The 14,805-nt window shown below is 37.8% G+C and carries 13 protein-coding genes; 9 read left to right on the forward strand and 4 right to left on the reverse strand.

What is annotated here, in order from left to right; genetic code table 11:
• The first annotated feature begins 674 nt into the window (after window positions 1-674).
• The 6 genes from DW173_RS02165 to DW173_RS24060 all read left to right on the forward strand — a co-directional run bounded on the left by DW173_RS02165 (window position 675) and on the right by DW173_RS24060 (window position 4,770).
• Window positions 675-1,163, forward strand: a complete 489-nt coding sequence (locus tag DW173_RS02165) for a hypothetical protein (protein ID WP_120143584.1) — start codon at window positions 675-677, stop codon at window positions 1,161-1,163.
• A gap of 84 nt (window positions 1,164-1,247) precedes the next feature.
• Window positions 1,248-1,628, forward strand: coding sequence for a hypothetical protein (locus DW173_RS02170; RefSeq protein ID WP_120143650.1), 381 nt, complete (start codon window positions 1,248-1,250; stop codon window positions 1,626-1,628).
• A gap of 165 nt (window positions 1,629-1,793) precedes the next feature.
• A complete protein-coding gene (locus DW173_RS02175; RefSeq protein WP_120143586.1) occupies window positions 1,794-2,951 on the forward strand; it encodes a PD-(D/E)XK nuclease family protein in 1,158 nt (385 codons plus the stop codon).
• Window positions 2,948-3,295: a helix-turn-helix transcriptional regulator gene (locus tag DW173_RS02180; protein ID WP_225449447.1), complete on the forward strand. Its 348-nt coding sequence runs from the start codon at window positions 2,948-2,950 to the stop codon at window positions 3,293-3,295. The genes DW173_RS02175 and DW173_RS02180 overlap by 4 nt, the downstream gene beginning before the upstream one ends.
• A 68-nt stretch (window positions 3,296-3,363) precedes the next feature.
• Window positions 3,364-4,488 (forward strand): hypothetical protein, encoded by a 1,125-nt coding sequence (locus DW173_RS02185; protein WP_120143588.1) that lies wholly within the window; start codon window positions 3,364-3,366, stop codon window positions 4,486-4,488.
• A 171-nt stretch (window positions 4,489-4,659) separates the two neighbouring features.
• Window positions 4,660-4,770, forward strand: a complete 111-nt coding sequence (locus tag DW173_RS24060; protein WP_232505095.1) for a DUF4372 domain-containing protein — start codon at window positions 4,660-4,662, stop codon at window positions 4,768-4,770.
• Window positions 4,771-4,900: 130 nt separating this feature from the next.
• On the opposite strand, the gene DW173_RS02195 is transcribed toward DW173_RS24060, so the two are convergent.
• From DW173_RS02195 to DW173_RS02210, 4 genes are all read right to left on the reverse strand, one after another.
• Entirely contained in the window at window positions 4,901-5,305 is a 405-nt protein-coding gene (locus DW173_RS02195) for an ASCH domain-containing protein (protein WP_022199604.1), read from the reverse strand.
• Window positions 5,283-6,338 carry a hypothetical protein gene (locus DW173_RS02200; protein WP_022199603.1) on the reverse strand — a complete coding sequence of 352 codons (1,056 nt, stop codon included), beginning with the start codon at window positions 6,336-6,338 and terminating at the stop codon, window positions 5,283-5,285. Before DW173_RS02200 ends, DW173_RS02195 begins: the two co-directional genes overlap by 23 nt.
• A 261-nt stretch (window positions 6,339-6,599) precedes the next feature.
• On the reverse strand, window positions 6,600-8,363 hold the full coding sequence (locus DW173_RS02205) for a helix-turn-helix domain-containing protein (protein ID WP_120143589.1): 1,764 nt from the start codon (window positions 8,361-8,363) through the stop codon (window positions 6,600-6,602).
• Window positions 8,364-8,737: 374 nt separating this feature from the next.
• Entirely contained in the window at window positions 8,738-9,355 is a 618-nt protein-coding gene (locus DW173_RS02210; RefSeq protein ID WP_120143591.1) for a DNA polymerase ligase N-terminal domain-containing protein, read from the reverse strand.
• 220 nt (window positions 9,356-9,575) lie between these two features.
• On the opposite strand from DW173_RS02210, the gene DW173_RS02220 reads away from it, so the two are divergent.
• The 3 genes from DW173_RS02220 to DW173_RS02230 are packed head-to-tail and all read left to right on the forward strand — an operon-like array spanning window position 9,576 to window position 14,747.
• Window positions 9,576-12,044, forward strand: a complete 2,469-nt coding sequence (locus DW173_RS02220) for a glycosyl hydrolase family 95 catalytic domain-containing protein (RefSeq protein ID WP_120143593.1) — start codon at window positions 9,576-9,578, stop codon at window positions 12,042-12,044.
• Between the two features lie 13 nt (window positions 12,045-12,057).
• Window positions 12,058-13,260, forward strand: coding sequence for a glycoside hydrolase family 105 protein (locus DW173_RS02225; protein ID WP_120143652.1), 1,203 nt, complete (start codon window positions 12,058-12,060; stop codon window positions 13,258-13,260).
• 20 nt (window positions 13,261-13,280) lie between these two features.
• The gene (locus DW173_RS02230; protein ID WP_120143595.1) at window positions 13,281-14,747 is read left to right on the forward strand and encodes a glycoside hydrolase family 140 protein; all 1,467 of its coding nucleotides are present in this window, start codon (window positions 13,281-13,283) and stop codon (window positions 14,745-14,747) included.
• Window positions 14,748-14,805: the final 58 nt, after the last annotated feature.

The raw sequence follows: 14,805 nt of genomic DNA on the forward strand, positions 1-14,805 counted from the left end.
TACGCTTTGCCCAAATTTACTTTTTCGCTATGTGTTTATTTTAAGAACTATATATTTATTTTAATAAGAATAGAATATGAAAAAGCACTAAGTTCTGATAGAACTTAGTGCTTTTTCGTTTTAAGGAGCTACTATTAGCCATTTTACTTGGATTTCCTTCCTATTCTACTTTTCAGTTACATTATAATTATATTTTAAATCTCCCTCAAACATAAAATAAAATCAGAAATATAAAAGAGGCTCATTTAAACTATGTTAAATAGACTTCATCTAAAATTTCTTCATATATGACACTCTGTATATTTCTTTATATAGATAAAAACAAGTAAATATACAATAGTACTATTTATTTACATCAAAAACAAACAAGTTATTTCATGATTTCAAAATTTCGAGAGATTTATTCTAGCTTTATCTCTTGATTTTAAGGAGCACCTCGTTGCATTAAAACCAACGAGGTGTTTCTCGGTGTGCAACGGGTCGTTCCTTTTAAAGGAACGACCCGTTGGTTTAAAACCAAAACCCACTTATGTAACTATCTGAAAAGCAAAGCATTACAAAAGCGTCCTCCCGGCCTTTCTTTTTTAAGTAAAATTTCCAACAAGAGAAAACGGATACCAATATCAAACACGGTACTCCACTGATAAATATTTTACAAATCAAATCTAAAAACAATGGTTACAGTTACTTTTCAGATCAAGCCCTATCTAGCGGCTTACATGTACATGCGCTACAAAAATCACCTCGACGTACCTCCAGACCGCTCTTCTTCCTCACTTTCCGCGATCCATCTTCTCGACACCCAGCCCATCTACCACTTTCTCCACCAGCTATCCATTCCCCACCCTCCCAACGTCTCATGGCACGAAACCGGAAATATTACCTTCACCCTCCCCCATCCCAGAAACGGCAAAAATCCAAATGTATATAATTATATAGGTCATAACAGTGCACTTATCATTGAAAAAGCAATGGAAGTAGAAATGAGGGCCGAACTTTATGAATTTCTACTGGAAAATAAATACTGCCACGGCATCATGTTCAAAAAATCAATGGAAACTTTTGTCGAACATTATAATATGGTAGGGTTAGTGGAAGAAGAAAGTTTGATGAGGGCATTTCAGAGGTGGAGAAAGATGGTGAAGGAGGAGAAAAATAGGTGATTCTTTTATAGGGTGTCACATAAAATGAGACACCCTGCTTTTACTTTTGCACCAAACTTCATTAATAATCAAAACAAAAGTAGTATGGCAATAAAAAAAGTATCAAATGAGTTTATGGCTAAGGTCCTTAACGATGTAGCTTGGAAAGCCTTGTCTAACACAAGTAATAAAATCCTTTTTCATGAGGAATGTATTGAGCATTTTAAAAATTATTGGGATTGGTCAGAACTTTCAAGTAATACTGATCTAAAGTTGAACTATTATCTTATTGACAAGTTTATCGATTTATGGGATTGGAGTGAAATAATCAGTCGATATTATGATGATGCGTCACTCTATACTATCGACTTTCTTGAAAAATATGTTGATAGAATACCCACCAACAACTTGCAAAATTCATATTTATGGTATTCCATCGTAAAAAGACGGATGAAAGAATTGGCTTTTGAGATTGTTTCACAATAATTATTCACTACGTGAACAAAGAGGAAAAATTGTCTTGCTAAAGCTACCAGTAGCTATAAACGTTGAAGATATTTCAACGTTATATAAATATCAATTAAATCAAAATTATAATATAGAAAACGAGGCAATCTTTTCGTATTTTTGTATTAACAAAATAGTTTAAATATGGAATTGAATGATCTTTTAATGGAAATAAGCAAGATTTGCCTTATTGAGCAAGAGCGAATGAAGCATAAGCAGCGAAAAGGCGATTGTTTTAACGTTTTCAACACTCTTGGATTACGGTCTAACGAAGTTAGATTGCATTCCGCATTCCTTGCAGAATTGTTAAATCCTGACGGAAATCATGGCCTAAAAGATGCTATGCTTAAAGAATTTCTTGCAGCCATTGGCTTAAAACGAGATTATATATCTAATTGCAATACCAATATAGTCGAACGATATATTGGTGAGCGGACAGAAACTACTGGTGGACGGATCGATATAATCTTGGAAGATGGTGAATATGCTATTATCATTGAGAATAAAATATATGCTATTGATCAATACCATCAATTACTGCGATACAATAACTATGGTAAACAACGTTTTCCGAAAGGCTTTAAGTTGATTTATCTTACGCTTGATGGTCATGAGGCAAGCAAAGATTCATTAGGAGACAATGAGATTGACTATCACTGTATCTCGTACAAAGGACATATCCTAAATTGGTTATCAAAGTGTGTGATGTTAGCATACGACAAACCTCTGGTGCGAGAGACAATTTCCCAATATATTACACTTATTAAACAAATCACAGGACAAGATATGAATAAAGATAGTAGTGATAAAATCGTAGATTTAGCCATCAATAATATGGAAGCAGTAGTTGCCTTGATGGATAACAGAGCTGAAATAAGTAGCAAATTAAGAACAGAATTCATTTTTAAACCGTTAAAAGAATTCGCAGTTAAAATGGGGATGGAATTTAAGCTCATCAAAGAAGGAGACGAAAGTCCGGCTCTAAAATTCAAAATGCCCCAATGGTCCCATTACATAGTCATTACAAGAGATGACGGAAGAGATTCGGATTGGAAGAACCTTTATATCGGTATTTCACAAAGTTCACTGCTGGGGGCTAAAGAATTACCAATACGGCAATTATCATGTTTTTCAGAATGTAGTAATACGTACTGGCCTTATGGATGGGAATGGATTCTATACACCGATTGGCATTCCACCAGTAGCTATTTACCAATACACACAGGAGAGGTCTCAAATTGGATTATCTCCAAAATCAGACAAATCATAGAAGAGATAGAAGATAAAGGTTTGCCAGTGTGACCGATACATGCTTCACTTTGCCAAAGGACTTTGATGCTAAATCCTATTTCTCTTCTTTCTTTGGAATTGTGCTTGATAAGGATATTAAGGAAGAAAAAATCGTGTTACGTGCTGACAGATATCATCAACATTATCTTCGCACACTTCCACTTCACCCTTCACAACGGGAAATATACACTTCTGATGAATATGCAGATTTCGAATTGCATCTTCGACCGACATACGACTTCTGTATGGAGTTACTAAAAGTTGGCGCAATGATTGAAGTATTAGAACCCCAATCACTTCGTCATCAACTTCATGGCTGTATTAAGGATATGTGGAAAATATATGAAAACGATTAATGAAAGTCATTTAAGTGTTGATAGTTAGTACCAAAGATTGCATTTTAATTCTTATAAAATAAATAATAATGAAAGTATACACTCACTTCTATCTAATGGATGAGAACACTGCTATAGGTTTTCGATGGAGGACATTGTTACAATATGGTAATTCATGGGAGGTTATCGGATCAGTGGTAATGAAAAATCCAGGTGGTGCCAAATTTAAATCCCCCACCCACCAAGCAATTGACGATGCCGAAACGTTAAGACAACTCCGGCACTTTGACGAAAGTAAAGACAAGTGGTATGAATTTGGTAGTGATACCACAATTGACTGTGTAGGCGATCTCTTTGCTTTCTACTATGATCTGCCAAGACGTGAAGATTTGAACGGTGTGATACAAATTTTTAATCTCTTCTATATCAAAGAAGCAGATTTAAGTAAGGCTTTGGTATATTCAGAAGCAACCAGCAATACATTTCGTTTTGCAGATGAAGAAAATGTGACCAATTACGACATAGAGCATCTTGTTCCTCCAGTCTACCTTGGCTTTGGAAATTTGGCTTGGCATAAAAGATATAACCAAAAGGCTGAACAGTTTTTCAATGCCGCTATTAATAAGTGTGGAATGAAATATCTTGACCCTATATTCCAACACAATAATTTTACGCATCCACTTTATCTCATGCGTTATGCAAAGAATAAACCCAAGTATATAAGGTATCGGATGAAGTTCAAACAGAATACGTTGATACCAACAGGCGTGGAAAATGCTATCTCTGATGTAAGATCAACCTTAAGCAAACATATACCTAATATGGAAAGAGCTAAAAGGCAAGAGCAGAGACAAAAGATCGCAGATGAAGTTTTCAACCATTTGAAAAATCAAAAAGGGTATCAGGTGGTAGCAATAAAAGGTAAGAACGGTATTTCACTGTGTAATGGTGCTGTACGGCTTGTTATTAATAGTAACAAAAATGAAGCTGTACATCTATTTGTTAACTGTGGGACCAAAGGCATGAGTAAAGAAAGCATGAAATCTTTTTTCAACAAGATGGAAAATTCATTTGGATTCCAGCGAGCATATGATATACAAAAATACGAAAATCGAATGCATCTTTCATTTGCAAAATTGACAAGCCAAAATCCACTTGAGAAGATAGAACAAATAGTATCATTTGTAGAAACATCGTTATCTAATGAAAAATAAATATCTTTTTCTCGATTTTGACGGTATACTCAATTCTAATAAAAATTATCGAACATTGCAGATGTTGGGTATACCTACACGAGATGAATATGGTACTATCTTTGAGCCCCAATATGTAGAATGTTTGCGTGACATTATAGATATATTTGCTGGAATCTGTTATTTGCAAAAATGTTCGGTCAACTCAATAATCGTGAAAGTCTCCGTTACTTGATTTTAGCTTTGGAAACACATCAAGAAAAGACCCAGCGTTACTTGATAAAAACACTTCTCATTATATAGCAATTCCTGAAGATAACTCATACTGCTACTTATTAAAAAGTAAACGTCCAAGGGATATTGATGGGAGTATTAAAATAAAATAACAGAATAGGCAAACCAGGATTATCTAAAAAGACAATCCTGGTTAAATTTAGTAGTTCGAAAATAGGAGAGCAGACTCATTTGGATCAATATACTTAAACGATTGGGGAGCAGCAAAAGCCTTAAATAATTCGAATGGATTAATTGGTTCTTCATAAAGACGTGGAGAACTGATTTTCAAGGCATACCCATGTGTACGACCTTCAAAGTATTGGTCAAAAAAATCCTTAGTGATACCTGAATCCTTATGAGTCTGGTCCCATAGTGTACTAGGGGTATCATTTAGAATATTCTCTACTGTAAATTCCCCAACAATCATCCCAACAGGCTTTGTTGAATAGACCACTACTTTATCTACACTCCTTGTGAAAATAGCTTTTCTATATTCATATTTTTTCTTTCCTGTAAAAATTTCCTGTACAAATTCAGGTTTAATCGATAATAAGACTTTCATTTATTTTTCCTCTTGATATTATATTCTTAAATTGTTCATCATTTATTTGCATAAATCCCCAATAGTCACCAGCCGAAAGGCCGACCTGTTCAATAAGTTCACCACGGGTAACTCTTCTATCAAATGCAATATTATAAGTCATTTTTATAAGAGTCATCCCATATTCTGTATACCATTTCCGTAGCTCATTTTCATTAAATATACTATAAGCGTTTGCATATTTGATAAATTCCTCTGTAGATTTAAAATCAGAAGCCTTTTTTATTTCTTCTACAATACAGATAGAAGACACAACACTACGATAATATGCAGCCCCTTTTTCGTCTTTCATTCGATAGATTAAAAGAACATCTCCTCTTGACAATTGATCAATATTCCTCATTTTACACAAATAAATCTTATGTATGCTATTTGTGTAAGCAATGTCTCGCACAAGAAAAGATTTATCACGTTCCTCATTATCTAAAATTGAATCAGGAAAGAGCGGAGTATGATATTCAGGTTTTATTGATAGAATAAACTTTCGTACTTTTGAAGTATGAATATAAGGATAATCATACAACAAATCTCCTGAATATACTTTCATAGACTTTACAAATACAAACTCCGGTTCATCCTCATGACCTTTAGTTCCATATACAAGGAATCCATATCTCTTTAACAACCTTATAAGCCCTTCATGTTTCCTGTATATCGTCACATATATTTCATCCGCATCAATATGAAGAGCAGCTACCACTATTTTTTTTACAAATTGTTCTCCCAACTTAGTATTATGAGCTTCTATTTTAAAAGTTCCAACTTTTAGTCTATTAGCTGCAGGCATTGGCGGACATACATCTGTTATATCTTCTAATTCCTGTTTTAAATATAGAAAAGCTTGCAACAGCCCTTCATTATTCTTTTGAATAAAAGCCTTTGCATTATCTTTCTTTTTCTTATTATACCACTTAGAAAATTCGGGATAATCTTCCTTTAAAGAATTAAAAAAGGGATCAGATAAACTGATATTGCAAAAACTTTGTTGCTCCATAGCTTTTCTTTATTACTTATACGTTTGTTCTATTATTCTTGTTATGCGATACAAATTAACGAAAAAACTTCTAGAAGTAAAAGGAGAAGATAATAAATCTTCTAAATGAATAACATCCAAAATCTAGAATACCTTTAAAATATTTGATAAAAAAGACTTTATCTGTTTTAGAGGTGATAGTGAAGCAAGATGATAGAAAATGAACATAGTACATATTTTAGTTTATATCATTTAAACTGAAAATATGTACTATATATTCTTTTACCCTATAATACTTTTAATGTAATCCGTAGGACATACATGATAGAAGTCTTTGAACTTCTTTCCAAAATATTTAGCATCACAATATCCCAGCATTCCTGCAATTTCCGAAACAGTGTACTGTTGGGAGGCTAGCAGTTTAAGTGCCCTGTCCATTTTGAACGAATAGATATAATTTTCCGGAGGATTCCCGGTTATCTCTCGTATCCTGCTATAAAAAGCAGTACGGCTCATTCCTATATCGATACTTAATTTATCTATTGTATATTTATCAGTAGAGAGGTTCTTTTCCAGGATTTTATTGACTTTATCCATAAATATCTGATCCGTATTTTCTGTTTCCATTTCTTCTTTGGTGGGGACCATTGGAAAAACAGCATCTGACAAAAACAATTTGACCCGTTCACGCAAAACCATGCGGTTTTCTACAAGCATACGTATGTTTGCCCTTAGCCTGCAAATGCTTTCTGTTCGTAATTCCAGACGATCCGCCCCACTTCCTAAATGGGACAAATAACTTTCGTTATCAAAGGCCCTTATCAAAAGGACAACCGGTATATACCCTATCATTTTATCTGTTTTGATCCGGAAACTAAGTGCATCTCCATTTGTTCCGTTTACATTATCGTCAATAATGATAGCATCAGGATTTTGGCGGACTACTGTATCCTTCAGCAAATCAGGATCTTTCAAAACTGAAATCTGAAAATACCGCGATAAAGCTTTCCTTAAATAATTCCTGAATGCCCCGTCCGCCATTACCAATAAGATATGGGATGTATCTTTTGTTTTAGCATTCGGGGTATCATCTTTATCACTTTCAGAAGATTTTTTAGCCTTATTCTTCGTATTTGTTGAAGAATGTTTGATAACCGAACATTCCTGATTCCGGCAATGACAATCTGTTGGAATGACAATTTGGAAAGCAAATGATTTGCCATGTCTATATCCGTTTATTTTTCCACCATGCAGGCGAATGATTTTTCTTACAGTCCACAAATCACTATACCCATATATAGGAAATATGACCGGAATAAAAGGAAACATTTTCCCTACTCTTTTGTCTGCTATCTCACAATTAGTAATCTGCAACTGCCAGGAATCTGTTGTATGTGTTATATTGATTGATATGCAACAACCTAAATCGGAACCCAAAATTAGTTTGCTTATAAGATGCTGAAGCGCTGCCGTCATAATGTTTTCATTGATTCTGCAACTGACGCAATCCGAACATTCGCTGACAGTCAGTTGTATACGGCGCGAATCAGCATAAGGACGACATTGATTAACAATAGAAGTAATATAAGAAGAGAGTTCCAAATTTACTGTTGATGTCTTAGGAAGTATTTTTTTGTTTACCTTATTAAGGGTTACAATATTCTGATTGCAATATATGATGCATTCGGTATACCCCAATGCCTCTTCTACTTGTTGGGAAAGCGATTCGGGAAGATTACCGGTTTTAAGTTCTTCCAATTGATTTCGTAACAATATCAACGGGGTATACGTAGTATGGAGCATGTTCATAGCTATCTTAAGTTTTTCATGTGACAACAACTGAACATTATACTCTACCGCAAGATACGCAAACAAAACAATAAATAGCCCAATGCCGAAACTCTCTACAGGAACTGCATAACCAAGCAATGACAAATCAGGCAAAATTACGCCAATAGCTTGTTTACTGTTTACTAAATTGGCTCCACTATCTATAGAAAGTAAAGCGCGAAAGTTTAATAATAAACTCAGGTAACAATCATTCATACTTATATAGGATTTGATTAATACTTACATTTTCAGCAAAACACGTTTGATGACCTTTTAACGTGTCTAAATCCGGAACAAGTATAAACTTTTCAACGTCCACATATGAGGTGGATTCTAACAAAAGCAATGGGTGTTTTCTATCAAAAGTGGTAACAATATCATTTGTTACCGAAATATCAAGGGATAGATTCTAAAATCATCATTTTATTTGGCAAAACGTAGTGATTGTCAAATATTTTATCATACAATAACACAGCCATACGATCATATAATTCCACTTAATCATTAAAATAATGAAATAAGTAGAATTATAAAGCCGCGTATATAATTTGAAAATAATAGACTTCAGATATGTACTGTCAGATCATGATTTACAGGAATACCTCATCATAAGACGGAATAATCTTCGCATCGTAAACGTGAGTGACCGCAAATACATCGTCTTTCTTTATTAACAGCCAGTCTTTATCCTGATCATCCATATTGGTATGTATAAGGACAAATAGCCCTTTGAGTTTATGCCCGTGTAACTTGAATTCAAGTATTCCATTTTTAATGGCAGCGGAAATGTTACGATTATTACCAACGTAAGCATAGGTTCCACTATCCCATATTTCCACCGTACCTGCTCCATAGTTACCTTCCGGTATAACTCCTTCAAAGTGTGCATAACTCAAGGGGTGGTCTTCTGCTTCTATGGCCAACCTCTTATCTTTTGGATTCATGGAAGGACCTTTAGGCACCACCCAACTTTTTAATACTCCATCCACTTCCAAACGAAAATCAAAATGAAAATGACTGGCATCATGCTTCTGAACAACAAAAACAGGCATTCGATTGGGAGTTTCCACCGTCTCCGCCATCGGTTCCGGTGTTTTACCGAATTGCCTTTTTGCCCGGTACTCTTTGAGGTTGATCATAGAGGCTTCAGCCGCCTGCTTTTCTACCATTTTGATATTTTTTCCTTCATCGGGAGAATTCTTTGCCATAATCTGTATTTTTTAGGTGAATAAAAAAACGAATGATTCAATGTACAACAATCAGTATATCTGTTTGTTTGTCGAAATTCATCTATTTTAATGGCTTTATAACTGCATTTAAGTTTGCTAACTTATTTTTATTCTTCTCCCTTTCTTACTGCCTGCATAGTGGGTACAAAAATCCCTTTCAATCGTCCTTTTATAAAAGTATAAAAGCAATTGGAAGGAAATGAATAAAAAGAGATTAATCGGATATCTGTTCGTCACGATGTCTGTTGGTTGTATTCAGGCGCAGGAACAGAAGTCTTCTGTACCCGAATACAAGCTATGGTACGACTGTCCCGCACAGGTATGGACCGAAGCATTACCCCTTGGGAATGGCCGTTTGGGGGCCATGGTATATGGAACACCAGGCACAGAACAAATACAACTAAACGAAGAAAGCATTTGGGCGGGACGTCCCAATAATAACGCCAATCCGGATGCACTGGAATATATTCCGAAAGTGCGTGAGCTGGTCTTTGCCGGAAAATATCTTGAAGCTCAGACACTGGCCACAGAAAAGGTAATGGCAAAGACTAATTCAGGAATGCCATATCAAAGTTTTGGTGACCTGCGAATCGCTTTTCCCGGTCATACACGTTATTCCAATTATTACAGGGAATTAAGTCTGGATTCCGCACGTGCAATCGTACGTTATGAAGTAGACGGAGTGCAGTATCAACGCGAAACGATCACCTCATTCACCGATCAGGTAGTAATGGTACGACTGACCGCCAATCGTCCCGGACAAATTACTTTCAATGCACAACTCACTTCGCCTCACCAGGATGTTATGATCGCTTCTGAAGAGGGAAACTGTGTGACACTCTCGGGAGTCTCTTCCTTGCATGAGGGGCTCAAAGGGAAAGTAGAATTTCAAGGCAGATTGACTGCTAAAAATAAAGGTGGGAAAATAGCTTGTGCCGATGGTGTCCTTTCCGTTGAAGGAGCTGATGAAGCTACGGTCTATGTATCTATTGCCACCAACTTCAACAATTATCAAGACATCACCGGTAATCAGACAGAGCGGGCTAAGAATTATTTGGCGAAAGCAATGGTTCATCCGTTCATTGAATCGAAGAAGAATCATGTTGATTTTTACCGACAATATCTGACACGCGTTTCTCTTGATTTGGGACGAGACCAATATGCGAATGTAACCACCGATAAGCGTGTGGAGAATTTCAAAAACACCAATGACACACATCTGGTTGCCACCTATTTTCAATTCGGACGTTATTTGTTGATCTGTTCTTCCCAACCGGGAGGACAACCCGCCAATTTACAAGGAATTTGGAATGACAAATTATTCCCTTCCTGGGATAGCAAATATACTTGTAACATCAATTTGGAAATGAATTACTGGCCTTCGGAAGTAACGAATCTAAGTGAACTGAATGAACCGTTATTCCGTCTGATAAAAGAAGTGAGTGACACAGGAAAAGAGACGGCTAAGATTATGTATGGAGCCAACGGATGGGTGTTGCATCATAACACGGATATATGGCGTATTACAGGAGCAGTTGACAAAGCTCCTTCGGGTATGTGGCCCAGTGGTGGCGCATGGCTTTGCCGACATCTTTGGGAGCGTTATCTATACACCGGAGATGTGGAATTCCTGCGTTCTGTCTATCCGATACTGAAAGAGTCCGGACGTTTCTTTGATGAAATTATGGTGAAAGAACCCGTACACAACTGGCTAGTAGTCTGCCCCAGTAATTCACCGGAGAATGTACATTCGGGAAGTAACGGGAAAGCTACTACAGCTGCCGGATGCACCATGGACAACCAATTGATTTTCGATCTTTGGACAGCAATTATATCTGCTTCTCAAATACTGGATACAGATCAGGAGTTTGCCTCTCATCTGACACAACGTCTCAAAGAAATGGCTCCCATGCAGGTGGGACATTGGGGACAATTACAGGAGTGGATGTTCGACTGGGATGATCCGAAGGATGTGCACCGCCATATTTCTCATTTGTACGGACTTTTCCCCAGCAATCAGATTTCCCCTTACCGTACCCCCGAACTATTCGATGCGGCACGCACTTCTCTGATTCATCGTGGCGACCCGTCGACCGGGTGGAGCATGGGATGGAAAGTTTGCCTTTGGGCACGCCTGCTTGATGGCGACCACGCCTACAAGTTGATAACTGACCAGCTGACTCTCGTACGCAATGAAAAGAAAAAAGGAGGCACCTACCCTAACCTGTTCGATGCGCATCCGCCATTTCAAATTGATGGAAACTTTGGTTGTGCCGCAGGCATTGCAGAGATGTTGATGCAAAGCTACGACGGTTTTATATATTTGCTTCCCGCACTGCCTACCGTTTGGAAAGAAGGTTCTATCAAAGGAATCATTGCCCGTGGAGGTTTCGAACTTGATTTGAGTTGGAAAAACGGGAAAGTTAGCCGACTGGTTGTCAAATCTCATAAGGGAGGAAATTGTCGTTTACGTTCGCTCAACCCATTAACCGGGAATGGCTTGAAGCGTGCCAAAGGTGAAAATCCGAACCCTCTTTATGCAGTCCCCACCATTCCGGAGCCATTGATTAACGAAAAGGCCAACTTGAACAAAGTGGAAATTGCAGAGACTTACCTCTACGACCTACCTACCAAAGCAGGAAAAGAATATGTATTGATTGGAAAATAATAACTCGACCGATATGAACAAAAACTTATTGAAACTAATTGTCGCCTGTGGAACTGCTTGTTTCCTGGCTTGCGCAGCACCTCAAAAAACAGAAACGGAAAAATGGAGTGAACGCATGGCACGCTCCGAAATGAAACGTTTCCCCGAACCCTGGATGATTGAAAAAGCTAAAAAACCACGCTGGGGATATACCCACGGATTAGTAGTGAAATCCATGTTGGAAGAATGGAAACATACCGGGGACAGCGTATATTATGAGTATGCCAAAATATATGCAGATAGTCTGATCGATGCTGACGGACATATCAAAACCATGAAATATCTTTCATTCAATATTGATAATGTCAACGGTGGAAAGATTCTTTTCGATCTTTACGCACAGACCGGAGACGAACGTTACAAAATAGCCATGGATACTTTGCGCAAGCAAATGGCAGAGCAACCCCGTACCAGTGAGGGAGGATTCTGGCATAAATTGAGATATCCTCATCAAATGTGGCTGGACGGAATTTTTATGGCTTCTCCTTATCTGGTTCAATATGGTGCTACTTTTAATGAGCCCGCTTTATTTGACGAAGCAACAAAACAGATTCTTTTGATAAATAGCAAGACTTATGATCCTGCAACAGGACTTTATTATCACGGATGGGATGAAAGTCGCGAACAGAAATGGTCAAATCCTGAAACAGGTTGTTCTCCTAATTTTTGGAGTCGCAGTATCGGATGGTATGGAGCTGCTATTGTAGATGTACTGGACTTCCTGCCACAGGAAACAGCCGGACGTGACAGCATTATACAAATTCTGCAGGGATTGGCAAAAGCGATTGTGAAATACCAAGATCCTTCATCCGGAACCTGGTATCAGGTAACCGATCAGGGAGCACGTGAAGGTAATTATTTGGAATCATCTGCCACTGCCCTGTTTATCTATACGCTTGCCAAAGCTATCAATAAAGGATATATTGGCAACGAATATATCGAACCGACACAAAAAGCCTTTGACGGAATGGTAAAGACATTTACCCGTTTGGAAGAGGATGGCAGCTATACAATTACCAATTGCTGTGCTGTTGCAGGATTGGGCGGAGATTCAAAAAGATATCGTGACGGCTCATTTGAGTATTATATCAGTGAACCGATCATAGAAAATGATCCGAAATCGATAGGTTCATTCATCTTGGCTGCTATTGAGTATGAGAAAATGACTAAAAAATAAACTCAAAACGATAAAATACAATGAGAAAATTCAAGATTCTTCCTCTTTTGTTGCTGCTATTGACAATGGCAACTTCGGCTGCAGCACAGAAGAAAACACAAAAGACGTATATCCCCTGGGACAACGGCAAACTCATAGTTTCCGAAGAGGGACGTTACCTGAAACACGAAAACGGTGCTCCTTTCTTTTGGTTAGGAGAAACCGGTTGGCTATTGCCCGAACGCTTGAACCGGGATGAAGCCGAATATTACCTGGAACAATGCAAACGTCGCGGATACAACGTGATTCAGGTTCAAACGTTGAATAATGTTCCGTCTATGAATATCTACGGACAATATTCGATGATTGACGGATACAACTTCAAAAACATCAATCAAAAAGGCGTATATGGTTATTGGGATCACATGGATTACATTATCCGTACAGCAGCCAAGAAAGGTCAGTATATCGGCATGGTCTGCATTTGGGGAAGCCCGGTGAACCGGGGCGAGATGACTGTAGAACAGGCAAAAGCATACGGCAAGTTTTTGGCAGAGCGTTATAAGGACGAACCGAATATTATCTGGTTTATTGGTGGAGATATCCGTGGCGACGTGAAAACTGCTGAATGGGAAGCTTTGGCAACCTCTATCAAAGCTATCGACAAAAATCACCTGATGACATTCCATCCACGTGGAAGAACAACTTCCGCAACTTGGTTCAATAATGCTCCTTGGTTGGATTTCAACATGTTTCAAAGCGGACATCGTCGCTATGGACAACGTTTCGGAGATGGTGACTACCCTATCGAAGAAAATACGGAAGAGGATAACTGGCGTTTTGTAGAACGCAGCCTGGCCATGAAACCCATGAAGCCTGTGATTGACGGTGAACCAATCTATGAAGAAATACCTCATGGTCTGCACGATGAAAACGAACTGTTGTGGAAGGATTATGACGTACGTCGTTATGCTTATTGGTCTGTATTTGCAGGTTCTTTCGGACATACTTACGGTCATAATTCCATCATGCAATTTATCAAACCGGGTGTAGGTGGTGCTTATGGTGCAAAGAAGCCTTGGTATGATGCTTTGAATGATCCGGGCTACAATCAGATGAAGTATCTGAAAAACCTGATGTTGACTTTCCCGTTCTTCGAACGCATACCTGATCAGTCTATCATCGCAGGACAGAATAGAGAACGTTATGACCGCGCTATCGCTACACGTGGAAATGATTATCTGATGGTATACAACTATACCGGACGTCCGATGGAAGTTGATTTCAGCAAGATTAGCGGCGCGAAAAAGAATGCTTGGTGGTACACCACGAAAGATGGTAAACTGGAATACATCGGAGAATTTGATAACGGAGTGCACAAATTCCAGCACGACAGTGGTTATTGCAGTGGAAACGATCATATTCTGATTGTAGTGGATAGTAGTAAGAACTATGTGGAGAAGGCCTGGACAGAATTACCAAATGCACAACAAAAATGGGCTAAATAATTTTGTATTATTAGGCGCGGATTACACGGATTTTACGGTTTTCAGAATGACAGATAGG

Origin of the sequence: Bacteroides sp. AM16-13 (assembly GCF_003602705.1) — a bacterium.
Taxonomy (GTDB): Bacteria; Bacteroidota; Bacteroidia; order Bacteroidales; family Bacteroidaceae; genus Bacteroides; species Bacteroides xylanisolvens.

Coding starts and splice junctions, on each gene's coding strand:
- DW173_RS02165 (WP_120143584.1), top strand. CDS start 675: ATGGTTACAGTTACTTTTCAGATCAAGCCCTATCTAGCGGCTTACATG.
- DW173_RS02170 (WP_120143650.1), top strand. CDS start 1,248: ATGGCAATAAAAAAAGTATCAAATGAGTTTATGGCTAAGGTCCTTAAC.
- DW173_RS02175 (WP_120143586.1), top strand. CDS start 1,794: ATGGAATTGAATGATCTTTTAATGGAAATAAGCAAGATTTGCCTTATT.
- DW173_RS02185 (WP_120143588.1), top strand. CDS start 3,364: ATGAAAGTATACACTCACTTCTATCTAATGGATGAGAACACTGCTATA.
- DW173_RS24060 (WP_232505095.1), top strand. CDS start 4,660: ATGTTCGGTCAACTCAATAATCGTGAAAGTCTCCGTTACTTGATTTTA.
- DW173_RS02195 (WP_022199604.1), bottom strand. CDS start 5,305: ATGAAAGTCTTATTATCGATTAAACCTGAATTTGTACAGGAAATTTTT.
- DW173_RS02200 (WP_022199603.1), bottom strand. CDS start 6,338: ATGGAGCAACAAAGTTTTTGCAATATCAGTTTATCTGATCCCTTTTTT.
- DW173_RS02205 (WP_120143589.1), bottom strand. CDS start 8,363: ATGAATGATTGTTACCTGAGTTTATTATTAAACTTTCGCGCTTTACTT.
- DW173_RS02210 (WP_120143591.1), bottom strand. CDS start 9,355: ATGGCAAAGAATTCTCCCGATGAAGGAAAAAATATCAAAATGGTAGAA.
- DW173_RS02220 (WP_120143593.1), top strand. CDS start 9,576: ATGAATAAAAAGAGATTAATCGGATATCTGTTCGTCACGATGTCTGTT.
- DW173_RS02225 (WP_120143652.1), top strand. CDS start 12,058: ATGAACAAAAACTTATTGAAACTAATTGTCGCCTGTGGAACTGCTTGT.
- DW173_RS02230 (WP_120143595.1), top strand. CDS start 13,281: ATGAGAAAATTCAAGATTCTTCCTCTTTTGTTGCTGCTATTGACAATG.